The sequence below is a fragment of the Veillonella parvula DSM 2008 genome, assembly GCF_000024945.1.
In the GTDB taxonomy this organism is placed as follows: Bacteria; Bacillota; Negativicutes; order Veillonellales; family Veillonellaceae; genus Veillonella; species Veillonella parvula.
The window spans coordinates 1,790,101-1,814,718 of the sequence record NC_013520.1 but is presented as its reverse complement, the minus strand read 5'-3'; the positions used below and the strand labels follow the sequence as shown (position 1 = coordinate 1,814,718).

Below are 24,618 nucleotides of genomic sequence, written 5' to 3'. Positions count from 1 at the left end.
TTTTATAGAACTTATTAGTATATCTGTTTAGGAATTGGACAAGAATGATAATGGATAGATATCGATAAAACTTGAAATGTTTAACTACATATATCAAAATAAATGATGAGGTCATAAATGTAATGTGATAATTGAATGCATTGATATACATAAAATAATCATTTCTAAAACCTTTTTAATTCAGAATATGTGCAAAAGGTTATACTTATACGAGTCATACTATACTATAATATAAATATACATCCTATAGTTTGTACAATTTATAAGCGAGGTGCTTATCATGAAAGAATATAAATCTGTATGCCCTTACGATTGTCCTGATGCATGCGGACTCATTGTATCAGTCGATAATAATAAAGTAATATCTGTTCGAGGGGATAGAGCACATGCTTTCACAAGAGGTACGCTATGCCCTAAGATGGCACATTATGAAAAAGTAATCCATTCTCCGTTGCGCTTGAAGTACCCTATGAAGCGTGTCGGTAAAAAGGGGATTGGTGAAGATCAGTACACTCGTATTAGTTGGGATGAAGCCCTTGATGCAATTGTCAATAATTTCAAAGAAACTATTGATACTTATGGCAGTGAAAGTATTTTGCGTTACTCTTATGCAGGAACAATGGGGGTTATTCAGAGTCCTGCGGCAGATTATTTTTTCCGCCGTATTGGTGCTACAGACCAAGATCGAGGTATTTGTTCTCCTGCCAAACAAGCGGGGTTCCGTTCTGTTTACGGTGATACCTTAGCGATTAAACCACAAGAGGCGCAACATAGTGATCTTATCGTCTTGTGGGGGATAAATGCGACAGCCACAGATGTTCATATTTTACATGATGTGAACATTGCGAAAAAGAAGGGGGCTCGCGTTTGGATTATCGATACTCATAAAACCTATACTTTTAGCCAAGCTCATGAGCATATTTACGTTAAACCAGGTAGTGATGGAGCACTAGCTTTAGGGATGCTCCATATCATTCATCGTGATGGCTTGGCAGATATAGATTTTATTAAGAAGCATGTCCAAGGCTACGATGAGTTGGTAAAAGAGGTGTTGCTTGACTTTACGCCGGGAAAAGCGGCTGAAATTTGCGGTGTTTCTGTGGAGCGGATGACTGAGTTTGCTCATGCTTATGCAAAGTCAAAAGCGCCGTTTATTCGTCTCGGCAGTGGACTATCTCGATATGGCAATGGTGCTATGACATGCCGTGCTATTAATGCCTTGCCTGCTGTGGTTGGAGCATGGCAATATCCTGGGGGTGGATTGTTGTCGAGTGCTAGTGGTAGTAAATTTATTGGCAAAGATGTGATGCAACAGGCTCATGTTCATGCGCCAGCTAAACGATTGATGCCTATGATTAAACTGGGTGAAATGCTTATAAACCCTGAAGGAACTAAAGTTCATAGTTTATATATCTTCTCTTCAAATCCGGCTATCACAGCTCCTGACCAGAATGTTGTACGTAGAGGGTTGATGCGCGATGACTTATTCACTGTGGTACATGAGCGTTTCTTTACGGATACTTGTAAGTATGCTGATATTATTTTACCAGCCACAACATCTGTGGAGCATGATGATATTTATAATTCTTATGGTCATTACACAATTGGGACGGGTTACAAATTGATTGAGCCAATTGGTGAATCTCGTTCCAACTGGCAAGTTATTGCTGAGTTAGCAAAACGCATGGGGTTGGAGGATGATTTTTTTGACCTTAGTGAAAAAGATCTTATTGAACAAATTGTGCGGACTTCGAGTCGTATATCCAAGAGGGACCAAGAGTTGATTTTAAATGGTGAGCCTGTGGAGATGACGGTACCTGAAAGTTATAAGATGGATTTCAAAACACCGTCTGGAAAAATTGAATTATATAATCCGCAGGATGTAGAACCATTAATTCGGTATATGCCTCCATATGGTGATAATGCACCGTTTTGGCTTATAAATGGTAATGATATTCGAATTTTGGACTCTAGCTTCTGCGAATTAGACTTTAATGATCCTGAGTTGATGAAACTTCGCATCCATCCAGAAGATGCAAAAATGTATAACATAAACGATGGTGCTGAGGTAGAAATCTATAACGATCGTGGCAGTGTAAAAATTAAAGCATACTACGACGATGAAGTACAGAGAGGGACATTGGTAACACTAGGTGTATGGTGGCAATCTCAATCGAGTGATCCTCACGTGGCAATCAATGCGCTTACCGCAGCTCGTCCTACCGATCAGGGATGGGGGAGCACCTTTTATGATGTACAAGTTCATATAAGAAATCTTTTGTAGTGAATGACCAATTAATAGTCTGTAATGATTACTGTAAAATAGGAATTTATCTACTTATTTCTATAAGTAAAAGTTAAAGTCTGTTACTTATGGGAATAACTCTATACGGATATAGAATAGTGAGGATATTTTTCTTGTATACCCAAGCCCCTTTAGATTATAATAGTAATATTATTTTTATATAACCTAAAGGGGGTTACATTTATGAATGGTAACGATAATCTGTCGACCCGTGCTTATCTGGCTATAGGCATGATGTTATTTGCTCTATTCTTTGGGGCAGGGAACTTGATCTTCCCAGCGGCCTTAGGTCAACAAGCTGGTGATAATGTCGGTTGGGCATTGCTCGGTTTCGTATTAACTGGTGTAGGACTTCCACTCTTAGGGGTTGCAGCTATGGGTTACTCTTCCTGTAAAGATGTTGAAGAACTTGCAAGTCGTGTGCATCCGATTTATGGCTTGTTGTACACAATTTCTTTATACTTGAGTATTGGTCCAATGTTTGCGACGCCGCGTACTGGTACTGTAGCTTATGAAATCGCAATTAAACCTTTTGCTGAAGGTTTAAGCATGAATATGAATATGGAACCAATTTTCTTGGCATTATTCTTTGGTATTTCTTTGTGGTTATCTATTAGTCCGCAAAAACTTGTTAACCGTATCGGTAATATTTTGACACCAGCTTTACTACTTGTAATTTTGTTGTTGATTGTTAAATCCTTTATTACTCCACTTGGTGGGTATGCGGTACCACAACTGGCATATGGTGATGCACCAACGGCTGTGTTACAAGGCTTCTTAGATGGCTACAATACAATGGATGCCTTAGCTTCCGTAGTATTTGCTATTCTTGTAATCGATTTTGTACGCCTCAGTGGTGCTACATCTCGTGCTGTGATTACAAAAACAGTAATGGAGGTAGGTGCAATTGCGGTAGGCCTTCTTGGTATCGTGTATGTATTTATCGCTAATATCGGTGCTACAAGTGTTGAACGCTTTGGTTTGTTCGAGACAGGGGCTCCTGTATTGTCCGTAAGTGCTAACTATTTGTTTGGTGAGTTCGGTCAAATCATCTTGGCTATCATCGTTCTGCTAGCTTGCTTGTCTACAAGTATTGGCCTTATCACTTCTTGCGGTACGTATTTCCACAAGCTGACACCAAAGATTAGCTACAAATTATATGTAGTAATTTTCTCTCTAGCGGCGTTTGTCCTCAGTATGTTTGGCTTGAAAACAATCATCAGTGCAGCAATCCCTGTGTTGATGCTCTTGTATCCGTTGACTATCGTAATCATTTTGTTGGCACTTCTTCATAATGTGTTTGGTGGTCGTCGTTGCGTATATGCATGGACTATGGCTTTCACAATGATCTCTGCCCTCATGACTGGTCTTGAAACTGCAGGTATTGCACCTACAGCTTTGGAACAGCTCTTTGCTCAATATATTCCATTCCAAAGTGCTGGTATGGGATGGGTGAGCTTTGCGGTATTAGGCTTCGTTGTAGGCCTTATCCATAAAGGTCTTGCTTCCGATAATAAGTAATAAAGATAAAGGCTCTATGCTTTCATTTTGTGAGAGTATAGAGCCTTTTTATGTTTTGATTGTTGTCATATAAAATTGATTTTGTGTGTAGAAGTTTCTATAATAAGGATAAATAAGGATATAAATGATAAAAGAAGGAAGGAAATTTTATGCGTAGTACTCATTGTTTACCTAGTTATAGTTTTGGAGGTCATGATGTATTTGACGCTATTCCAAAGTTTACAAAATTATATGGCAAGTCTGTAGCTATCATCGGTGGCGAAACAGCTCTTTCTAAAGCTTTGCCACACATTCGTCCCGTGCTTGATAAAGCGGGGATTAAGGTGCTAGATATTATCCACTTTGGTGGAGAGTGTACTTTTGCTCGAGGCAAGGAAATTGCACAAATGGTATCTGTAAAAGATGCGGACTTTTTGTTTGCTGTTGGTGGTGGTAAGGCCATGGATACAGTAAAAGTAGTAGCTATAGAGTTAGATGATAAACCATTCTTTACAATTCCAACCATTGCATCTACTTGTGCGGCAACGTCAGAAGTGGCAGCTGTATACACGGCAGATCATACTTTTGATGACGTAGCTTTTGTAAATCATCCTCCTGTGCACTGCTTTATTGATGCTGATATTCTCGTAGAAGCACCAAGCCGTTACTTGTGGGCAGGAATGGGAGATACTATTGCAAAACACTATGAAACTCATCTTTCTGCTCGCAATCGCGAGCAAGACTATAATACTCAGTTAGGCCTTACTCTAGCTTCTATGTGTAGTGAACCAATTTTAGCACATGGTATACAAGCCTATAAAGATAGTCAAGCTAATAAACGTAGTGATGCCTTTGATACCATTGCTATGACTGTTATCTTTACTACCGGTGTTGTATCAGGTTGTGTTCCTATGGCATATAATAGCAACATGGCTCATGCTGTATGTTATGGCTGTGTTACTAATAAAGAAACAGAAGAAAATCATTTGCATGGTGAAATAGTAGCTTATGGCTTACTTATTTTGTTAACCGTTGACCAACAAATGGATGAGTTACAACGGTGGTTGCCAGTATATCGCGAATTAGGTTGGCCTACTAAACTTTCACAATTAGATCTTACTGCATCGCATATTCCTCAAATTGTTGAAAAGGCTACATCTGTTCATGATATTGATGTATCTCCATATAAAATTACAGCAGATATGTTGACTAAGGCTATTCAATATATGGAATCTCTTGATTAATATGGTTTGTAACTATTTGTGTATGTTATGTGATGAGGTTATAAATGCAAGAAATTGTAAAGGGTGGCTTATATCGTCATTTTAAAGGCATGTACTATTACGTGTTAGATGTTGCAACTCATTCGGAAACGAGTGAACAGTTCGTGGTATATCAAAAATTATATGATCAACGTGACTTATATGTACGACCACTAGATATGTTTTTGAGTGATGTGGACCATGAAAAATATCCAGATGTAAAACAAAAAGAGCGGTTTAAGCTGATGAGTGGACGCGATTAGGAGGGCCTGTGGAACAGAAGTTTTTCTTTTTCGATATCGATAATACCTTAGCTGTATGGCCTGAAGGTAAAATCCCTGAAAGTGCTCAATACAGTTTAGATGAGTTAAAGCGTCGTGGTCACCGTGTAGCCTTAGCAACTGGTCGTATTCAAGTGGATGCTAAGCGTTTCGCAGAGCAAGCAGGCCTTACTGATTTCGTAGCAGATGGTGGTCACAGTATCACTGTTAATAATGAATTGGTATCCATGATAGGTATGGATCGTGATGCATGTATTAAATATTTAGAGTATTTAGAATCACATAATATTCCTTGGGCCGTAACTGACCGTAATAAACTCGGTCGTATTACGCCGTATAAGGAAATTTTAGAGTGGCATCCAAATTGGGATGTATTTAAAACAACTGTAGACCCTAATTTTGACTTTCATAGTGTTGAAGAATTTTATAAGATTTATGTGTTTTTCAAGGAAGGAGAGGAAGAGGAGAAGGATATCGAGCATATGACACATAAGCTCATTCGTTATGGTGATGGCTGTGTTCTATATGAGCCTATGGAAAAGGCGTTGGGTATTCGTAATATGCTTGAACACTTTGGAATGCAGCCAAATCAAGCTGTTGTATTTGGTGATGGGTATAATGATCTGTCTATGTTTAGGCCTGAGTGGCTAAATATTGCTATGGGTAATGCGCGCCCTGAATTAAAGGCAAAGGCTGATTATATTACTACAGACTGTGATAAAGATGGCATTTATAATGCGTGTAAGCATTTTAAATGGATTGATTAATTATCGCTAATGCCCCTAAGCCAGGTGAAGTTTATATGAAGATTTATTTTTGTAGCTGTGGCTACAGAATTGGTGTAGTATAGTTAGTATAATGCGCTTAGTTCAATATTCATGTGTTAAAAGGAGAAGAGAAGATATGAACAATAAACGCAGATTATTTTCAACTTTACTTTGTGTAGCGGCATTGACAGCAGGTTTATTTGTTTCTGGTTGTGGCAGTGATAAAGCGGGTGGCATTGGCTCCGTAGTATCCTCCGTAGTTGATGGCGGTAGCGATGAGAAAGCAGCTGATAAGCTTAATACACTTATTGATGCAACAAATCGCTTCAATGGTGATAATGCAACTTGGGGTCAAAACTATGCAGATAGTTTGGCTAAACTAAAGGGTGGTTTCCAAGAAGGTGCTATTGGTCGTCAACCTCACTATGATACTTTAAAAGATGCTTTGGAAAAATCTAAAAAAGAAGGTTCTACATTTAAAGAAGTTGATACAGAACGTGATAATGTATTAAATATTCTTAATGAATTAGTACCAACATTCAAAGATTTGAAAGCTTATGATGACTCTAAAGCCTACATGAACGATGGTGGTGCTAAAGGTAAAGAACTAGCAGCTAAATACGTAGCACAAGTAGAAAAATTTGATGCAGCTTATGCGAAGTTCAATGATGCTCTTAACAAAGCTAACACTGAACAAACTAAGAAACAAATCGAAAAATTGAAAAAAGACGGTAAAAAAGGCTATGCAGCAGCAATGGAATCTACGCTTCGCTTGACTACTCTTGTAGAAAATGTAGAAAAAGCTCCTAAAAATGCAGACAAACAAGCTGTAGAAAAAGAACTTAATGAAATTCAAACATTGCTTAAGAGCATAAATAATGATCGTGGAGAAGTGCTTGTTAACTCTTATAACTCTGTAGTTGGTTCTGTACGTCAAGTACTTACTGATGCAAATGAAAATAATCTTAACGACATGATTGAGAATTTCAATAATTATATTGAGTCTTATAATAATACAACTCCAGACCAATTTGACTCTAAATAATCGAATTAACTAAGTGATTAGTTGAGGCCTACAAAAACAGAGCTCCTTTGAAGCTCTGTTTTTTGTTGTTATATTATTTTTTTATATTTTTAATCTCAATAGCGCCATAATATGATATACTAAAAAAGAGCCGCTCATGGGTTGAGCGGTTTTTCTATGTAAATTTTAAATCTACATTTAGTTAAATATAATATTAGTATTTTGGGGGACATATGAACTGGAAACGCTTGGCTTTATGCGCAATGTTGGGGATTACAGTACTTGGTACAACAGCATGTAGTACCAAAACTGGGGAGCAACCACAAGGTAATACTGTGAAAGCAGAAACTGTGGCGATGCCTAATTTTACGAATGCGCCAATTGCTGATGAATATGCTATCTTTGATACAAACTATGGTCAATTTAAGGTTCGTTTGTTAGGGTCTAAAGCGCCGATTACGGTCAAAAATTTTGATTATCTCGTGAAAAAAGGCTTCTATAATGGTGTGACATTTCATCGTGTTATCGAAGGCTTTATGATTCAAGGTGGAGATCCTGATGGCACAGGTGCCGGTGGACCGGGCTATACAATTCCTGATGAATTCTCCAATGATTTACATTTCAATAAAATGGGCGTTCTTGCCATGGCAAACCGTGGACCTAATACAGGAGGCTCTCAATTTTTCATTACCTTGGGACCTACGGATTGGTTAGATAATAAACACACCATCTTCGGTACTGTAGTACAAGGTATGGATGTAGTTGAAAAAATTGGCAAGGTTAAAACCGGTCGCAATGATAAACCAGTTGAACCAGTAATCATCAATACCATTACATTGGAGCCGATTACTGATGATGCGAAAAATGGCAAATAAGAAAAGTACTTCTCAAGAGTCTCTTTCTGGTGAATGCGCATCTACACAAGAGGTACAAGGTATAATTGTAGATTGTGATACAATCTTGAACGACGCTAGTGTTCAAGGCGATGAATCAAAAGAAATGCACTATATTTACTTAGTGCGTTGCTCTGATGATTCTTTGTATTGTGGATGGACTACAGATCTCAAACGTCGAATAGATGCTCACAATGGACATATCCCAGGTGGTGCAAAATATACGCGAGGACGTCGTCCTGTGACCTTGGTATATGCTGAAAGCTTTCACCAAAAACAAGAAGCACAACGCAGAGAATATGCTATTAAACGTATGACGAAGACTAAGAAATTGAGACTCATTAAGGGTGCAAAATAGTCCTTGATTATGGTATAATATGATGATTAATTACTACCACGGAGGTTGAAAATGAAGCGGGTTCTAGTGTCCGTAAAGAGTGTACAACGAGATATGGATGGCAAGGATACCGTAGTGGAACTGATTTCCCCAGGTACGTCACATGAAAAGGGTAATGCTCAATATGTGCGTTACGAAGAATCTAGTGTGACTGGATTGGATGGGGTTAAGACGACCATTAAAATCCATGATGATTCTATCGTGTTGCTCCGAACAGGGGCTGTCAATATGCGTCATCAATACGTCCGTGGTGAAGAACGCGAAGCCGTATATGAAACACCATATGGTGATTTACATATGGCCGTAAATACTCATGAATTAACAGTAGACTTTCACGATGGTGTAGGTCATGTTCATTTAGGATATGATATTTCCGTCGAAGGTGAATGGCAATTTTATAATCAGTTAGATATAGACGTGCGGGAGGATATAGAGCATGGACATGAAGGAAATCCTGAAATCGGGGATTGAACAGGCATTACAAGATACGATTAACAGCGGTGATTTGCCGGCTGGGGAATATCCAGAAATCGTTCTCGAAGTGCCACCTCAAAAGGAATTCGGTGATTTTTCTACAAACATCGCTATGCAATCCGCTCGTGTAGCTCGTCAAAATCCTCGAGCTATTGCTGAAGCTTTGATTAGTCATATGAATTTTGCTTGGCTTGAACGTGCTGAGGTTGCCGGCGCAGGTTTTATTAATTTCTTTTTGAAATCTGATATGGTGTATGATACGTTAAAAGCCATTTTGAATGCTGGTACTGAGTATGGTGTTCAACCATTGCGTGCGCGCGATACGATTCAAGTAGAGTACGTAAGTGCAAACCCTACAGGACCATTGCATGTTGGTCATGGTCGCGGTGCTGCATACGGTAGTGCTCTTGTAAACTTGTTACGTGCAGCGGGTTACAATGTACAATCTGAATACTATATCAATGATGCAGGCAATCAAATCGACAACATGGCTATTTCCATTGAGTACCGTTTCCAAGAGTTACAAGGTGCTACATTAGTATTCCCGCCTAAACGCAATGAAGACGGTTCCATGCCTGAGTTCGATATTCCAGAAGGAGCATTAGTGTTCCCTGAAAATGGCTATCGTGGTCCAGATATTATTGAAACAGCGAAAGCAATTGCAGAACGCGAAGGCTTTGATAAATTAAATGCTATGAACGAAGCAGATCGTGTAGCCTTGTTTAAGGAAGAGGGCTTAAAAGAAAAATTAGCTCGCTTAGAGGAAACATTAAGAAACTTCCGCGTTACGTTCGATAACTGGTTCTCTGAACGTACAGTTCATGAAACTGATGAAATTCATCACTCCGTAGAGGCGTTGAAGGCTCTAGGTAAAGTGTATGAAAAAGAAGGAGCTTTGTGGTTAAAATCTACTGACTATGGCGATGATAAAGACCGCGTAGTTATCCGTGATAATGGGGTTCCTACATATTTGGCGGCAGATATTGCGTATCATCGCAATAAATTTGATCGTGGCTTTAAAGAAATGATTGATATTTGGGGCGCTGACCACCATGGTTATGTATGCCGTGTAAAAGCGGCTATGGCGGCGTTCGGTTATGACCCTGATAAATTAACAGTATTGCTATTACAAATGGTAGCATTGTTCCGTGACGGACAACTAGTTAAATTGTCTAAACGTAGCGGTGATAGCGTTACATTAGATGAATTAATCGATGAAGTTGGTGTAGATGCATCTCGTTACTTCTTCTTGATGCGTTCCTTGGATAGCCAACTTGATTTTGATATTAATTTGGCAAAATCTCGCAGTAATGACAATCCGGTGTATTATATCCAATATGCTCATGCTCGTATTCACAGTATTTACAACCAAGTGCGTGAAGCTGGCATCGCATTTGGCGATTATAGTGAAACTGATTTCACAACACTTACAAGTGAAATGGAATTAGAATTAATTAAGAAATTAGCTGAATATCCGGAAGAGGTTGTTCAAGCTGCTGAACATCGTGCACCTCATCGTATTGCTCGGTACTTATACGATTTGGCAAGCATGTTCCATTCATTCTACCGTCAAGGTCGTATCATTGGCGTAGATCCAGCATTACAACAAGCTCGTCTTGGATTAATTACAGCGATTGCCCTCGTTCTTCGTCAAGGCTTGGGTATTTTAGGTATTTCCGCTCCGGAAAAAATGTAATAGGTGGGAGGCATCATGGCAACTAAGTATATTTTCGTAACTGGCGGCGTTGTTTCTTCTCTTGGGAAGGGAATTACAGCAGCATCTTTGGGTCGCTTACTAAAAAACCGTGGTTTCAATGTAACGATTCAAAAATTTGACCCATACATTAATATCGATCCGGGTACGATGAGCCCTTACCAACATGGTGAAGTATTTGTAACAGATGACGGCGCCGAAACTGACCTTGATTTGGGCCATTATGAACGCTTTATCGATATTAACCTTAGTAAACGTTCCAATATTACAGCTGGTAAAGTATATTGGTCTGTAATCAATAAAGAACGCAAAGGTGATTACCTAGGCAGCACTGTACAAGTAATTCCACATATTACAAATGAAATTAAACAAAATGTTTACCGTGTAGGTAAAGAGGATAATGCTGATGTAGTTATTACAGAAATTGGTGGTACCGTAGGTGATATTGAAAGCTTGCCATTTATGGAAGCCATTCGTCAGGTGAAAAAAGAAGTAGGTCGTAACGATGTACTTTACATTCATGTCACATTGGTGCCTTACATCAATGCCGCAGGCGAGTTGAAAACAAAACCTACACAACATAGTGTAAAAGAATTGCGTAGCATTGGTATTCAACCAGATATTTTGGTATGTCGTAGTGAGAAACATATCTCTGATGATATGAAAGAAAAACTTGCTTTGTTCTGCGACGTAGAACCTGAAGCAGTTATTGAAAATCAAACTTGTAGCTCTATCTATGAAGTGCCATTGATGATGCAAGATCAAGGTCTTGACGATATTGTTATCAAAAAATTAGGCCTTGAAGATCGTCCTTGCGATATGACTGCATGGAAAGAAATGGTTCATAAGATCTTGAATCCTAATAAAGATATTACAGTTGCTATCGTTGGTAAATATGTAGCGTTGCATGATGCGTATTTATCCGTAGTTGAAGCTCTAGATCATGCTGGTATTGCTACGGGTACTAAAGTGAATATTCGTTGGATTGACTCTGAAGAACTTGATGATACATCTGTAGATCCTAAAGAGGTATTTGAAGGTGTTGAAGGTATCATTGTGCCTGGTGGCTTTGGTTCCCGTGGTGTAGAAGGTAAAATTCGCACAATCCAATACGCTCGTGAAAACAATATTCCATATCTCGGTCTATGCCTTGGCATGCAATCTGCAGTAATGGAATTTGCTCGTAACGTATGTGGCATGGAAGGAGCAACCTCTAGCGAATTCGACGAAAATGCTAAGTACAAAGTAATTGACTTGATGAGTGATCAAGTTGATGTAGATAAAAAAGGCGGTACAATGCGCTTAGGTATCTATCCATGCAAAGTGGAAGCAGGTACAAAAACTCACGAGGCTTATGGGGAAGATTTGATTTATGAACGTCATCGCCATCGCTATGAGTTCAATAATGAATATCGTCAACAATTGACCGATGCAGGTCTTGTGATTTCAGGTACATCTCCAGATGGCCGTCTTGTTGAAAGTATTGAAGTAAAAAATCATCCATTCTTTATTGGTACACAAGCACATCCAGAACTTAAATCTCGCCCAAATAATGCACATCCATTATTCCGTGGTTTCGTAGATGCAATCTTAGAACTTAAGAAATAGATTAAAACGATGGGATCTGTTTTATCTATTATAGGTTTATTTATATTAGCTGCACTCAAACTAGAGCAGTTTGTATATGGTAAATCGGGAAAAGAACAATCTACAACTGGTCACATAGCACGAAGAGGGCTTGCTAATATAGCGGGTTTAATCGCTTTTGATCACGCTACTGTGAACAGTAAGTCTATTGTAGTACGTAAAAAAAAGAAAGGTGCTCAGAAATGAGCATCTTTCTTCTTTTTTTGCTCACATCGAAAAAAGTTGGAAAAATATATCGATAAATTTAAAAATAACACTTGCAATATTGAATGATATTTGTTATTATATAGACAAAGATAGATATAGATATGGTGTTAAGTACACCAATATAAATATATTCGTTAAATATGGAACTCAAATAAGGAGGACATAACATGTCTATTATTGGTAAACAACTTCCTGAATTTACACTTGATGCTTTCAAAAAACCTGAATTGGTAAAAGTTAGCACTGCAGACGTGTTGGGTAAATGGTCTGTATTCGTATTCTATCCAGCAGACTTTACATTCGTATGCCCTACTGAGTTGGAAGACGTACAAAACTCTTATGCAGAGTTGAAAGAATTGGGTTGCGAAGTTTACTCCGTATCTTGTGACTCCGAATTCGTTCACAAAGCATGGTCTGATGCTTCTCCAAGCATCAATAAAATCGAGTACTACATGTTAGCTGACAAAAAACATGAATTGGCTGACTTCTTCGATGTATTCCAAGAAGAATCTGCTATGGCTTACCGTGGTACATTCGTAGTAGATCCAGAAGGCTTCGTGCGTACAGCAGAAATTCATGATATGGGTATCGGCCGTTCCGCTGAAGAATTGGTTCGCAAAGTACAAGCTGCTCAATTCGTAGCTAAACATGGCGATCAAGTGTGCCCTGCACGTTGGAAGCCAGGTAAAGACACTTTGAAACCAGGTCTTGATCTTGTAGGTAAAATCTAATTAAGAAACTTATACTTAAATGCTAGAGTAATCTAGATAACTCCTCAAATAACATAAACACGGGCGCGCATCGTTTTCCTGACGATACGGTAAGTCCCAATACCAGATGAACCCTCTCCAATTCATCATGGTAAACCTCATATAACAAACTACAAACTATACGCAAAAGGACTGGCCTTCGGGCTGGTCCTTTTGTGTTGTTAATATCCCTTTATAAAAGTAGGAAATAAGTTCTTGCATTTTTATAGTGAGTGGTCTATAATGAAATTAATTCCTATTAATGTGAAAGGTTTTATAAATAGCTTTAAATGTGAAAGGTTTTATAAATAGCTTTATAAATATAATATAAGCACTTTTTAATATGGGTGTGTTTAACACTAACGTTTACAAAGAAAGGCAAGATATATGAGGATTTCCACAAAAGGTCGTTATGCATTGATGGTTCTCATCGATTTGGCAGAGCAAGGGCAAGATAAACCAGTTTCCTTGCGATCTGTGGCAGAACGACAAGGCATATCTGAAAAATACCTAGAAGGTATCGTAGCTCGTTTAGGCGCTGCTAACCTAGTGGATAGTATCCGCGGTAAATACGGCGGATATCGATTGTCTAAAAGCCCTAAGGAGTACACAATTATTGAAATATTGCTTGCTACTGAGGAATCGATGGCTATCATATCTACCCTTGATGAAGGGGTAAGTACTGATACAGTAATCAACGAACGCACCGTTGGTTTCTGGGCAGGCTTACAAAACTATATTCATGATTATTTAGAAAACGTAACCCTACAAGATGTAATTGATGGGACTTACGCTAAACTTGATACAAAATATGATAATTGGGATGGTTCTATTTAATAAGGAGTGACCACTATGTCTAAAATTGCAAAATCTTTTGTTGAATTAATTGGTAAAACACCATTATTAGCTGCTACACGTTTTGGTAAAAAATATGGTGCAAACGCTAATATTTTCGCAAAATTGGAATACTTCAACCCAGGCGGTTCCGTAAAAGACCGTATCGCAGCAGCAATCATTCAAGCTGCAGTTGAATCTGGTGAATTACAACCAGGCGGTACAATTGTAGAAGCTACATCTGGTAATACTGGTATTGGCCTATCTGCTGTAGGTGCTGCGCTTGGCTATAAAGTTGTAATCGTAATGCCTGAAACGATGTCCATTGAACGCCGTAAATTAATGCTTGGTTATGGTGCTCAGCTCGTATTGACTGACGGTTCTCTTGGTATGAAAGGCGCTATTGCAAAAGCTAAGGAAATCGTAACGGCTACAGCTGGTGCTATTGAAGCAGGTCAGTTCGTAAATCAAGCTAATCCTGCAATTCACTACAGAACAACTGGCCCTGAAATCTGGCAAGATACTGATGGTACCGTAGATATCTACGTATCTGGTGTTGGTACAGGCGGTACGTTGACAGGTGCAGGTCGTTACTTAAAAGAACAAAACCCTGATGTACATGTGGTTGCCGTAGAACCAGCAGACTCTCCTGTATTATCTAATGGTAAACCAGGCCCTCATAAGATCCAAGGCTTAGGTGCTGGCTTCATTCCAGATACATTGGATACTAACATTTACGATGAAGTAATCCAAGTTTCTAACGAGGATGCTTTTGCTACATCTCAAGCCTTCGGTCACACAGAAGGCGTATTGGTAGGTATTTCCTCTGGTGCTGCGCTTTGGGCGGCTCAAGAATTGGCAAAACGCCCTGAGAATAAAGGTAAAAATATTGTAGTAATTCTCCCTGATACAGGCGAACGCTACTTATCTACAGCTTTATTCCCTGAAGTTTAATCACCTATCATGGTGAAAGCATAACAGTTGCTTTCTACTGGCTCAAACACATGGATGTTTCCCTGTATTTTACAGGGAGCATCCTTTTTTCTGAATTCATTTGTTATTGTAATAGGTAATGTACTGAGTAGATAATGGTGCAGATTATTGATAGTGGGGGCGGGTCTTTTACAATAATATTTATTATTGAATACACAAGAAAATTATAATTGTATATAAAAAAGGAGCTACTGGGTAGCTCCTTTAGTATTTTGGTATGTATTTAATTGTAATTATCTACCGTTTTTAACAATATTATCCATCCAGTTGAATAATTCTTCTAGATCGTAATCACCAGAATGATCTACATCAAATGGTGTTGCCATATCTACTCTGTACCCAAGGTTTTGAGCACGCGTACCTACGATTAAAGGAATTGCAACAGATGTATTGCTGTCAGCTGTGCCGTAACGGATACGATAGAATCGTGCATTTGTCGCAGCTGGAGAACCGAGATAGTTCATTGGGTTCATCATAGTAACAATCTTAGCATTTTCTACGTATACATCTTGATTAGTAGTTGTATCGTGTAATGCAGCAGTAATTGTAAAGTGATTATTATCTGTAGTACTTGTACCAAATAGACTGTTTTCACCAGTATCATTGGAACGGGAGTCAAAGGCGCCTGGCGCTTTAGAACGGCTTACAAAGTGGTTATATGCTTCCCAGTTAATGTCTTTGATGGTCCCTGTTTTATTATCACGTACAAGGTATGTATGCTTAGATAAATCAGTACCTTTAGCTTGTGCTTTATTAGCAGCAGCAACGATAAATTCTTTTACATAATTTTTGAAAGTACCATTACCATTCTTATCGAGTTTTAGAACACGACCTAGAGAGTCACGTAATTGTAAGTTATTTACGTAATCAGGGAAGTGTTCACTAAGCATTTTGGAGTATGCTAGATCGTCTGCATTCAAGTTTACACGTTGCATTGTGCGTTGTGGTTGAGCAGGAGTACCGCCTACATTGGCTTGTGGTAATTCACCTGGGGACATAGTCACTTTATTAAAGGACGAAATGCCGTTATAACTCCATTCGTAAGCCATATCAGCTGCATCGAGGTTAGTGATAGGGGCATACGCAGATACTGCGTATACATTAGTTGCCGCGGTAGCTGCACCTAATGCTTGTAAATATGGTTGGAAGTCGGAGCTGTTACCAGTTGCACCTTGTAACAAGGATACACCACCGCCTGCACTTGTACCATTTGTGATAATGCGGTTTGCATTACCTGGCATAGCGGAATCGTTGGCGCGTAAGTAGGCTGTAGCCGCTTGTAAGTCAACGATTACTGCAGGGGCCTTACCGATGAAGTTGCCATCGGAAGCTTTATTGGTACGACCACGTGTAGCAGGGGAAGCTACTACATAACCACGGGATAATGCGTAAAGAACACTGTTAGGCTTACCATTTTCCATTTTTGGAGTCATAGCTTGACTTGGCATATAACCGCCTACCGCATTTGGCATGAAGATAGGGGCTGTTTGGGTGTTGTAACCGTTGATAGTGCCGTTGTTGAAATATTCCTCTGGTACATAAATGTTCATGTATTGCTGATCTATGTCGATTGGATTAGCCACGTAAGGGATATACTCGAAGGCGCGATATTTGATTTCCTTATTATCTACTGTCGTAGACATAGATTCGTAATTTTTCGCGTCAAAGGCAAGGCTAATTTTTGCAGATGCATTGGCTTGTAATGGTGGATCCATTGGTTGGGAAAGAATATTTTTCTCTTCTGTTACAGAAGAGCCTTTTGTAGAGGCTGTATTACGAGCATCTACATAAGATTGCGGTAATTTACTTTCTTGAACCTGTTTAGTCTCTGCCTCAGATTTAGCTTTTGCTTCGGCTTCAGATTCAGCTTTAGCTTTTGCCTCGGCTTCAGCTTGCGCTTTAGCTGCAGCATCTGCTTCTGCTTTAGCTTTTGCCTCAGCTTCAGTTTGCGCTTTAGCAGCAGAGTCCGCTTCTGCTTTAGCTTTTGCCTCTGCTTCAGCCCGAGCTTTAGCTGCAGCTGCCGCTTCTTCTTTTGCTAGTTGTTCAGCAGCTAAACGTTCTTGTTCTTCTTGGATTGCAGCTTGTCTTGCAAGTTCCGCTTGTTTAGCAGCAATACGTTCTTGCTCTGCCTTAATAGCAGCTTCGCGTTCTGCTTTAGCTTTCTCGGCCGCGATACGCTCTTGTTCAGCTTTTAAAGAGGCTTGCCGTTGAGCCTCAGCTTGTTGAGCAGCAATACGTTCTTGTTCTGCTTTAATAGCCGCTTGACGTTGAGCTTCAGCCTGTTGAGCAGCAATACGTTCTTGTTCTGCTCTAATAGCTGCTTGTCGTTCGGCTTCGGCTTTAGTGGCAGCTTCGGCACGTTGGCGAGCTGCTTCTTCAGCAGCTAAGCGTTCTTCTTCAGCTTGTTGAGCGAGGATACGCTCACGTTCAGCTTTTAAAGCCGCTTGGCGTTGAGCTTCCGCTTGTTGAGCGATGATACGTTCTTGTTCTGCTTTAATAGCTGCTTGACGTTGAGCTTCTGCTTGTTGAGCGGCTAAACGTTCTTGCTCAGCTTTAATAGCCGCTTGACGTTGAGCTTCCGCTTGTTGAGCGGCTAAACGTTCTTGCTCAGCTTTAATAGCCGCTTGACGTTGAGCTTCGGCTTGTTGAGCGGCAATACGCTCTTGTTCAGCTTTAATAGCCGCTTGGCGTTGAGCTTCCGCTTGTTGAGCGGCTAAACGTTCTTGCTCAGCTTTAATAGCTGCTTGGCGTTGAGCTTCAGCTTGCTGAGCCGCGATACGTTCTTGCTCTGCTTTAATAGCCGCTTGGCGTTGAGCCTCGGCTTGTTGAGCAGCGATACGTTCTTGCTCTGCTCTAATAGCCGCTTGGCGTTGAGCTTCAGCTTGTTGCGCGGCGATACGCTCTTGTTCCGCCTGTTGCTCAGCAATGCGGCGTTGTTCCTCTTGGATACGAATGCGTTCTTGCTCTGCCGCTTGACGGCGTTCTTCTGCAATACGCGCTTGCTCAGCTTGTTGGGCCGCAATACGCTCCTGCTCAGCACGTAAAGCCGCTTGGCGTTGAGCCTCGGCTTGTTGAGCTACAACACGTTCTTGTTCCGCTTGTAAAGTTGATTGCCGTTGGGCTTCTGCTTGTTGCTGCGCTTGTAGTGCCGCTTGACGTTGAGCTTCAGCTTCAGCTTGTTTTTGAGCAAGTTGTTGTTGATCAGCTTGTGATAAATTTTCTTGTTGGGAGGCTTCTTCAGCGGCTAGTTGAGCTAAACGCTCACGCTCAGCTCGTTGGATATCTCGAATTGTAAGCCTCTGTTTTGCTACCACGGCTTTTGTTACTGTAGTATTTGATACAGTTAATGGAGCTATGGATTCTTGTTGAATAACAACAGGTGTACGCTGTACTTGTGTAGTTTGTACTTGTTGCTTACCATCCACTGGTTTCTCTATAGTAACAGGTTCAGTTTTTCGTTGTACATTTATCAAACTGTGCATTGCTAATGTAGGTTCCATGACAGCCTTTGTATCTTTATTGACAACATACTGAGGTTGAGTTTGAACCTGTTGTTGAGAATGCATTGGTACTACTTGTTGCGGTACTGCTTGTAATGGTGTAACTTGTTGAGTTTGTATAGGGCTAACCGTTGCTGGTTGCATCATGTAGGATGGTTGAGGTTGTGCCATCGGTGGTGCTTGTTGTTGTACAATGGTGGCCGGTTGTGGTGTAGTTGGTAAGACTGGCTGAGTTGCCATTGGTTTCACGACTGGAGTTGCTACACTTGTAGTACTTTGTGTCGTTGATTCAGCACTGGTACTCGTACCTACTAAATCATTCATGTTAAGTGTAGGCTCGGCATGGGCAACACCACCCAACGCAGCTGCGGCAAGAAATGCAGCAGTAACCTTACAATTTTTGGATGACTTCATGAATTAGTTCTCCGAACTAGATTTCTAATAATAATTTATAATTTTAAAGTTAATTAATATTTATATAGTTTAACATAAATTGATGTAATTGTACAATTTTGAGGATTTGCTTCCACTTTTGAAAGTAGTTTTGATCATGAATTATAAAATAATATTAATTATTTTTGAATATAAGAAAAGGACTAGATCACCTATACTTCTGAACTGTTGTTCCAAAACTGTGTCCAATTTTAGGTCAGTTCAGAATACGTATATTCTAGTCCTTTTACTATATCTACTGGTGTGACACCAGCTTTCACCATCGATAAGAGTCAATAATCAATCATCAGCCATCAATCATATATAAGCTATAATTGATAGTTAATTTTAATGGTCTATTTAGTGATACTATTTTTTAAACTTGGCTTTACAAGTGCTAAGATGAAGCAAGCCACAATGGAACCGATTGCGATGGATGCAAGGTAAAGAAGTGGATTACCAATTGTTGGTACTACGAAGATACCGCCATGTGGAGCGCGTAGTGTGCATTCGAAGAACATGGATAATGCACCAGCTGTACCAGCACCGATGATGCAAGCTGGCAATACGCGAACTGGATCAGCAGCTGCAAATGGGATAGCCCCTTCTGTGATGAAGGAAAGGCCCATGATGTAGTTTGTGATACCAGATTTGCGTTCAGCCTCTGTGAAGCGGCTAGGGAAGAATGTAGTACAAAGAGCGATTGCCAATGGAGGAACCATACCGCCTGCCATTACAGCAGCCATGATACCGTATTCGCCAGTTGCAAGAGCACCAGTACCGATAACATAAGCCGCTTTGTTTACAGGACCACCCATATCAACGGACATCATAGCACCAAAGATAAGACCTAACAATACGCGGCTAGTTGTGCCCATGGATTGCAAGGAGTCCATTAACCAGTGGTTAAGTGCGGATACAGGAGGATTGATGATAAAGGTAATAGCGATTCCGATGAACAATACGCCAAGTACAGGGTAGAAGAGAACCGGTTTTGTACCTTCTAATGCTTGAGGCAAACCAGATACTAATTTCTTAACTAATAATACCAAATAACCTGCTGCGAAACCGGCAATCAATGCACCTAGGAAACCAGAGCCGCCTTGGTTAGCTAATAAGCCGCCAACGAAACCAGCTACAAGACCTGGACGGTCCGCAATACTCATAGCGATGTAACCCGCTAATACTGGTAACATGAAGCCAAAGGACGCGCCACCGATTTGCATTAAGAAAGCCGCAAGAGGTGTACCGGAACCAAAGTTTTTAGGATTTGCTGGATCGAATACGTCGAATAAGAAGGCGAGGGCAATCAAGATACCGCCACCGATAACAAACGGCAACATGTGAGAGACGCCGTTCATCAAATGTTTGTAGATTTGGCGACCGAAGTTATCTGCCGCATCGAATGCACCTACTGCGCCATTTTTGTCGGATTGGGAAGCGTGATATACAGGTGCTGTACCAGCCATAGCTTCACGCAATAATTCTTCAGCTTTATTAATACCATTCGCTACCTTAGTTTGAATCATAGGTTTACCGTCAAAGCGTGCCATTTCTACTTGACGATCGGAAGCTACGATAATGCATTTAGCATGTGCAATTTCTTCTGCTGTAAGAGCGTCTTTAACGCCAGAAGCACCGTTTTTTTCTACTTTTAAGGAGATGCCCATTTCTTTAGCTTTGCGTTCTAAAGATTCTGCAGCCATGTAGGTATGTGCGATGCCAGTAGGACAGCCTGTAACGGCTAGTAGATCATAATGCGGGTTATCTACAGAAATCTTAGGTGCCACCTTTTCAATTGCTTCTGCAGCCTTTGCTTCGATAGCGCCAGTAATACTTGTTGCTTTTGGATCCTCTGCTGTTTTGATAAACCCTTCTACAGATGGATCAAAGTTGCCTTGCTCTTTAGCTGTTACGAGTTCCAAGAAACGTTCTACCGTTGGAGCTGCGATAAGAGCTTCTTTGAAATCAGGGTCGATCACCATTGTTGCTAACTGACTCAATACCTCTACATGAGTGTCAGATGCGCCTTCTGGAGCAGCAATCATAAAGAATAGGCGAGATGGTTGACCATCAAGTGCTTCAAAATCCACACCGTTAGGCACGACCATAGCAGCGAGGCCTGCTTCTTTTACGCCTGCAGATTTAGCATGTGGTGTGGCGATACCATCACCGAGACCCGTAGAACCTGACTCTTCTCGAGCAAAGACAGCTGTTAAGTACTCACCTTTATCGATGAGGTTGCCGCCTTTTTCCATCAATTCACCTAAGGTGTAAATGGCATCAGCCTTTGTGACAGGATCTGCATTCAGCAAAATAGATTGAGGTTTTAATAAATCAGTGATTTGCATATGTGTACTCCTTGATGCAAATAAAAAATAAAATTATTTAACTCGTATTTGTGAAAGTAGTGTTTCTACTTCTTCAAGGGTTGCGAGGTTTTCAGAGTAGGCAGAGGCAGATCCACTGGAGATGCCCCAGTAGAGCGCCTCTTGTAATTTACCTGTCTTTTCATAGCCCGTAATAAAGCCAGCGACCATGGAATCGCCAGCGCCTACGGAATTTACGAGTATACCTTTAGGGGCAGGACTCGTGTATACAGTGCCGTCAGCAGCGACCAAGATAGCTCCATCACCAGCCATGGAGATGAGCACGTGTTGTGCACCTTTCTCTTGTAATGCTTTGGCAGCTTCTACAAGGTCATCCTTTGTAGCGAGAGTGCGACCAAAGATTTCGCTAAGCTCGTGATTATTTGGCTTAATTAAGAATGGTTTATAAGGCAAGACTTTTGTGAGTAGATCTTTTGTAGCATCTACTACGATGCGGATGTTTTTATGTTGTAAGCGATCCATAATGAGTTCGTACATATCGCTTGGTAGACTAGAAGGAATGCTCCCAGCAAGGATTAAGGTGTCCTTTTCGGTCAACGCATCGAGTTGTTTGTATAGAGCTTCTAATTCGTCGGCACCAATGATTGGGCCGCGGCCGTTAATCTCTGTTTCCTCATCAGAGGCTTTTACTTTAACATTGATGCGGGTTAATCCTTCGCGAAGTCGGATGAAATCTTCTTTCACGCCGAATTTCTTGAGTTGTGTTACGATTTCTTCGCCTGTAAACCCTGCGATGAAGCCGAGTGCTGTCGTATCCATGCCAAGATTATTGAGCACGATAGATACGTTGATACCTTTGCCGCCACCGAGAACGTATTCTTGGATGGTACGATTAATAGTACCCGTCTTGAGGTGATCAAGGCGCACAATATAATCGAGAGCTGGGTTAAAGGTAATAGTGTAAATCATACAATTTCCCCTTTTGAGATATTACTAATTAGCGTATGATCGGTTGATCTTGCTTCCGTAAGCGTAACCAATAGATGAGTGGTACTAGATATAGGAAGAAGGCAAATGGTACGTAACCTGCGGAACTTGTACCCATCATGACAACGGGCACGTAGGCAGCGATATTCCACGGTTGCAATGGAGCAATGAGGATGCCGCTATTTTCAAAGTCTAGCATCACATCTTCGTCTTGAATACCCCGTTGAGCGTAGGTAATACGCATAATAGAGTGCGTCATAACTACCGCAATAGCTTGGCTGCATCCAACCGCACCTGTTAAAAAGGCAAGGCCTATGTTGGCTGCAAATACATCACTTCTAGTTTTAGCACGTTCTAATAGCTGTCTCACATCGTTCCAGAAGCCAACCCCTTCAAGCATGCCTGAAATGGCAGTAGCCATGAAAATCGAAAGGGTAGGGATAAACATCGTTTGTAGACCGCCGCCATGAATGATATCAGCTAGTGGATTGTAGTGCGGTAGTTCAAAGCCCGTTAAGGTATACCATCCCAACTCAGAAATGGTGGCTCCTTGATTTGTATAAGCTAGAATTGCCGCTGCTAATGCACTGAGTCCGATAGGCCAACGGATAGATACTTTCAAAGGCAGTAGACCAATGACGATGATGACTGGAATCCATAATGTCCAATCGATGTTGAAAATAAAGTGAATTGTATCGGATAGTAAACTATTTTCGTAATTGAGTGGGTACCACTGAGATAGTAATAGATACAGCACTGTAGAGATGATGAGTGCTGGAATACCATCTTTAAACATGATGGGAATATTCGTCGATACCTTTGTATGGGTTAAGGCTGCTACAAGAGACGCACTAGAGGATAGTGGACCGTTTCGATCACCAAAGTAAGCACCTGCAATAATGGCACCAGCTACGATATTTTCTGGAATACTTCCAGCTCTTGCCATCATGATGAGTACGATGCCTATCGTGCCTACAGTGCCTAGTGCGGTGCCTAACAGCATGCTCACGGCAGCTGTTATTAAAAAGGCACAGACGATAAAGATAGACGGATCAATCAAATCGATACCTGTGGTGATGATCATAGGGATAACGCCTGCTGCTTGCCACATGGCGATGAGCCAACCGATAAGAAGGAAGATTTGCATCACTACGATAGATGTTTTCGCACCTGTCCAAGATAGGTTTAATAATTCTTTTAGTGCATATCCTTTGCGATAGAACACGTAGGCCATGATGCTCCATACGACAATCAAGGCATAACCAATAGCGATGCTATTGGCTACGGCGATGAGGATGACGAGAATGGATGCAAGTAGTCCCAAAAGGGACTCTATATTCCGTGGCATGAGGGTGCGACCCTGTTGGTACCTTAGGAACGCATTTAATATAAGCTGTAACCACTTCATTTTAATCGATAGGAAGTTCTGTTTCGAAGACTTCCTCAGCCGGGCCTGTCATGAGCACCGTGCCATCCTCCAAGTATGAAATATGCAATGTACCTAAATAGAGTTCCACATCTACTTCGCGACCTGTTAAACCCTTTTCAAAGGACATAATGGCAGAGGCACAAGAGCCTGTTCCACAAGCTAAGGTAGCACCAGCGCCGCGCTCCCAAGTGCGCACCTTGATATGTTTGTCATTTACTACTTCAATGTAGTTTACATTTGTGTTAGCAGGGAAGGCATCGTGTTTTTCAAGGATTGGGCCTTGTGTTGTAACAGGGGCCTTTGTAATGTCGTCGATGAATACCTCCGTATGAGGCACGCCGAGCAATACGGAGCTTACCGTTACGGTCTCACCGTTTATATCGAGGTCTACGTCGATAACCTTATCCATGTTTACATTCATAGGAATGTCTTGGGCCTTGAAGAATGGTTTGCCCATGTCTACAGTAACTTGTGTGACTATTCCGTTTTCGATAGTCAAGGTAGGCTTCATTACGCCTGCCAAGGTTTCGATAGTGAAAGTCTCCTTCGTTGTTTCACCGTGTTCATAAGCGTATTTGGCAAAGCACCGAATCGCATTACCGCACATTTCTGCTTCACTACCATCGGAGTTGATGATGCGCATGCGCACATCACAGGTTTCGGAAGGTACTAGGATGGCAAGACCATCGGCACCAATACCCGTACGACGATCGCAAAGGCGAATGGCGAGGTCTGTGTAGTCTTTAGAAGTCCCTTGTGGGTCGGCAAAGAGGATGAAATCATTACCGAGACCATGCATTTTTGTTAATTTCATAAAGTCTCCTATCAATAAGTAAGACTTTCACCATGAAGCCCGTGAAAGTCTCATATGTATATTATTATATATTCTATAT

At 40.8% G+C, this 24,618-nt stretch carries 20 protein-coding genes; 15 read left to right on the top strand and 5 right to left on the bottom strand.

Going from position 1 to position 24,618, the window contains the following annotated elements:
• Positions 1-280 precede the first annotated feature (280 nt).
• The 15 genes from VPAR_RS08160 (at position 281) to cysK (ending at position 15,008) form a co-directional block, all read left to right on the top strand.
• Positions 281-2,284: a molybdopterin-containing oxidoreductase family protein gene (locus VPAR_RS08160; protein ID WP_012864832.1), complete on the top strand. Its 2,004-nt coding sequence runs from the start codon at positions 281-283 to the stop codon at positions 2,282-2,284.
• Between the two features lie 204 nt (positions 2,285-2,488).
• On the top strand, positions 2,489-3,826 hold the full coding sequence (gene brnQ / locus VPAR_RS08155; protein ID WP_012864831.1) for a branched-chain amino acid transport system II carrier protein: 1,338 nt from the start codon (positions 2,489-2,491) through the stop codon (positions 3,824-3,826).
• Positions 3,827-3,975: 149 nt separating this feature from the next.
• Positions 3,976-5,049, top strand: a complete 1,074-nt coding sequence (locus tag VPAR_RS08150) for an iron-containing alcohol dehydrogenase family protein (RefSeq protein WP_012864830.1) — start codon at positions 3,976-3,978, stop codon at positions 5,047-5,049.
• Positions 5,050-5,093: 44 nt separating this feature from the next.
• Positions 5,094-5,330: a DUF1653 domain-containing protein gene (locus tag VPAR_RS08145; protein ID WP_004698254.1), complete on the top strand. Its 237-nt coding sequence runs from the start codon at positions 5,094-5,096 to the stop codon at positions 5,328-5,330.
• Positions 5,331-5,338: 8 nt separating this feature from the next.
• The gene (locus tag VPAR_RS08140) at positions 5,339-6,115 is read left to right on the top strand and encodes an HAD family hydrolase (protein ID WP_004698247.1); all 777 of its coding nucleotides are present in this window, start codon (positions 5,339-5,341) and stop codon (positions 6,113-6,115) included.
• 136 nt (positions 6,116-6,251) lie between these two features.
• Positions 6,252-7,160: a DUF3829 domain-containing protein gene (locus VPAR_RS08135; protein ID WP_012864829.1), complete on the top strand. Its 909-nt coding sequence runs from the start codon at positions 6,252-6,254 to the stop codon at positions 7,158-7,160.
• A 212-nt stretch (positions 7,161-7,372) separates the two neighbouring features.
• Positions 7,373-8,014, top strand: coding sequence for a peptidylprolyl isomerase (locus tag VPAR_RS08130; protein WP_012864828.1), 642 nt, complete (start codon positions 7,373-7,375; stop codon positions 8,012-8,014).
• 124 nt (positions 8,015-8,138) lie between these two features.
• Entirely contained in the window at positions 8,139-8,390 is a 252-nt protein-coding gene (locus VPAR_RS08125) for a GIY-YIG nuclease family protein (RefSeq protein WP_012864827.1), read from the top strand.
• Positions 8,391-8,441: 51 nt separating this feature from the next.
• Positions 8,442-8,900: a YwiB family protein gene (locus VPAR_RS08120; RefSeq protein WP_004695011.1), complete on the top strand. Its 459-nt coding sequence runs from the start codon at positions 8,442-8,444 to the stop codon at positions 8,898-8,900.
• A complete protein-coding gene (gene argS, locus VPAR_RS08115) occupies positions 8,866-10,599 on the top strand; it encodes an arginine--tRNA ligase (RefSeq protein WP_012864826.1) in 1,734 nt (577 codons plus the stop codon). Before VPAR_RS08120 ends, argS begins: the two co-directional genes overlap by 35 nt.
• Positions 10,600-10,614: 15 nt before the next feature.
• Positions 10,615-12,225: a CTP synthase gene (pyrG, locus tag VPAR_RS08110; protein WP_004695015.1), complete on the top strand. Its 1,611-nt coding sequence runs from the start codon at positions 10,615-10,617 to the stop codon at positions 12,223-12,225.
• 9 nt (positions 12,226-12,234) lie between these two features.
• Entirely contained in the window at positions 12,235-12,450 is a 216-nt protein-coding gene (locus VPAR_RS08105) for a hypothetical protein (protein ID WP_012864825.1), read from the top strand.
• A gap of 188 nt (positions 12,451-12,638) precedes the next feature.
• A complete protein-coding gene (gene ahpC, locus VPAR_RS08100) occupies positions 12,639-13,202 on the top strand; it encodes an alkyl hydroperoxide reductase subunit C (RefSeq protein WP_004695016.1) in 564 nt (187 codons plus the stop codon).
• A gap of 405 nt (positions 13,203-13,607) precedes the next feature.
• Positions 13,608-14,057: an RrF2 family transcriptional regulator gene (locus VPAR_RS08095; protein ID WP_004698292.1), complete on the top strand. Its 450-nt coding sequence runs from the start codon at positions 13,608-13,610 to the stop codon at positions 14,055-14,057.
• A 15-nt stretch (positions 14,058-14,072) separates the two neighbouring features.
• On the top strand, positions 14,073-15,008 hold the full coding sequence (gene cysK, locus VPAR_RS08090) for a cysteine synthase A (RefSeq protein WP_012864824.1): 936 nt from the start codon (positions 14,073-14,075) through the stop codon (positions 15,006-15,008).
• Positions 15,009-15,280: 272 nt separating this feature from the next.
• Here cysK and VPAR_RS09680 read toward each other — a convergent pair whose 3' ends face one another.
• The 5 genes from VPAR_RS09680 to dapF form a co-directional block, all read right to left on the bottom strand.
• Positions 15,281-18,961, bottom strand: a complete 3,681-nt coding sequence (locus tag VPAR_RS09680; protein ID WP_012864823.1) for a subtype B tannase — start codon at positions 18,959-18,961, stop codon at positions 15,281-15,283.
• A gap of 374 nt (positions 18,962-19,335) precedes the next feature.
• A complete protein-coding gene (locus VPAR_RS08070) occupies positions 19,336-21,330 on the bottom strand; it encodes a PTS fructose transporter subunit IIABC (protein ID WP_012864822.1) in 1,995 nt (664 codons plus the stop codon).
• A gap of 33 nt (positions 21,331-21,363) precedes the next feature.
• Entirely contained in the window at positions 21,364-22,278 is a 915-nt protein-coding gene (gene pfkB / locus VPAR_RS08065) for a 1-phosphofructokinase (RefSeq protein WP_012864821.1), read from the bottom strand.
• Between the two features lie 28 nt (positions 22,279-22,306).
• Positions 22,307-23,704, bottom strand: coding sequence for a Na+/H+ antiporter NhaC family protein (locus tag VPAR_RS08060; protein ID WP_042466824.1), 1,398 nt, complete (start codon positions 23,702-23,704; stop codon positions 22,307-22,309).
• Between the two features lies 1 nt (position 23,705).
• Positions 23,706-24,539, bottom strand: coding sequence for a diaminopimelate epimerase (dapF, locus tag VPAR_RS08055; RefSeq protein WP_012864819.1), 834 nt, complete (start codon positions 24,537-24,539; stop codon positions 23,706-23,708).
• Positions 24,540-24,618 lie beyond the last annotated feature (79 nt).

Excerpts from the sequence above, each read along its gene's own strand:
- VPAR_RS08160 (WP_012864832.1), top strand. The coding sequence starts at position 281 with ATGAAAGAATATAAATCTGTATGCCCTTACGATTGTCCTGATGCATGC.
- brnQ (WP_012864831.1), top strand. The coding sequence starts at position 2,489 with ATGAATGGTAACGATAATCTGTCGACCCGTGCTTATCTGGCTATAGGC.
- VPAR_RS08150 (WP_012864830.1), top strand. The coding sequence starts at position 3,976 with ATGCGTAGTACTCATTGTTTACCTAGTTATAGTTTTGGAGGTCATGAT.
- VPAR_RS08145 (WP_004698254.1), top strand. The coding sequence starts at position 5,094 with ATGCAAGAAATTGTAAAGGGTGGCTTATATCGTCATTTTAAAGGCATG.
- VPAR_RS08135 (WP_012864829.1), top strand. The coding sequence starts at position 6,252 with ATGAACAATAAACGCAGATTATTTTCAACTTTACTTTGTGTAGCGGCA.
- VPAR_RS08130 (WP_012864828.1), top strand. The coding sequence starts at position 7,373 with ATGAACTGGAAACGCTTGGCTTTATGCGCAATGTTGGGGATTACAGTA.
- VPAR_RS08125 (WP_012864827.1), top strand. The coding sequence starts at position 8,139 with ATGCACTATATTTACTTAGTGCGTTGCTCTGATGATTCTTTGTATTGT.
- VPAR_RS08120 (WP_004695011.1), top strand. The coding sequence starts at position 8,442 with ATGAAGCGGGTTCTAGTGTCCGTAAAGAGTGTACAACGAGATATGGAT.
- argS (WP_012864826.1), top strand. The coding sequence starts at position 8,866 with ATGGACATGAAGGAAATCCTGAAATCGGGGATTGAACAGGCATTACAA.
- pyrG (WP_004695015.1), top strand. The coding sequence starts at position 10,615 with ATGGCAACTAAGTATATTTTCGTAACTGGCGGCGTTGTTTCTTCTCTT.
- VPAR_RS08105 (WP_012864825.1), top strand. The coding sequence starts at position 12,235 with ATGGGATCTGTTTTATCTATTATAGGTTTATTTATATTAGCTGCACTC.
- ahpC (WP_004695016.1), top strand. The coding sequence starts at position 12,639 with ATGTCTATTATTGGTAAACAACTTCCTGAATTTACACTTGATGCTTTC.
- VPAR_RS08095 (WP_004698292.1), top strand. The coding sequence starts at position 13,608 with ATGAGGATTTCCACAAAAGGTCGTTATGCATTGATGGTTCTCATCGAT.
- cysK (WP_012864824.1), top strand. The coding sequence starts at position 14,073 with ATGTCTAAAATTGCAAAATCTTTTGTTGAATTAATTGGTAAAACACCA.
- VPAR_RS09680 (WP_012864823.1), bottom strand. The coding sequence starts at position 18,961 with ATGAAGTCATCCAAAAATTGTAAGGTTACTGCTGCATTTCTTGCCGCA.
- VPAR_RS08070 (WP_012864822.1), bottom strand. The coding sequence starts at position 21,330 with ATGCAAATCACTGATTTATTAAAACCTCAATCTATTTTGCTGAATGCA.
- pfkB (WP_012864821.1), bottom strand. The coding sequence starts at position 22,278 with ATGATTTACACTATTACCTTTAACCCAGCTCTCGATTATATTGTGCGC.
- VPAR_RS08060 (WP_042466824.1), bottom strand. The coding sequence starts at position 23,704 with ATGAAGTGGTTACAGCTTATATTAAATGCGTTCCTAAGGTACCAACAG.
- dapF (WP_012864819.1), bottom strand. The coding sequence starts at position 24,539 with ATGAAATTAACAAAAATGCATGGTCTCGGTAATGATTTCATCCTCTTT.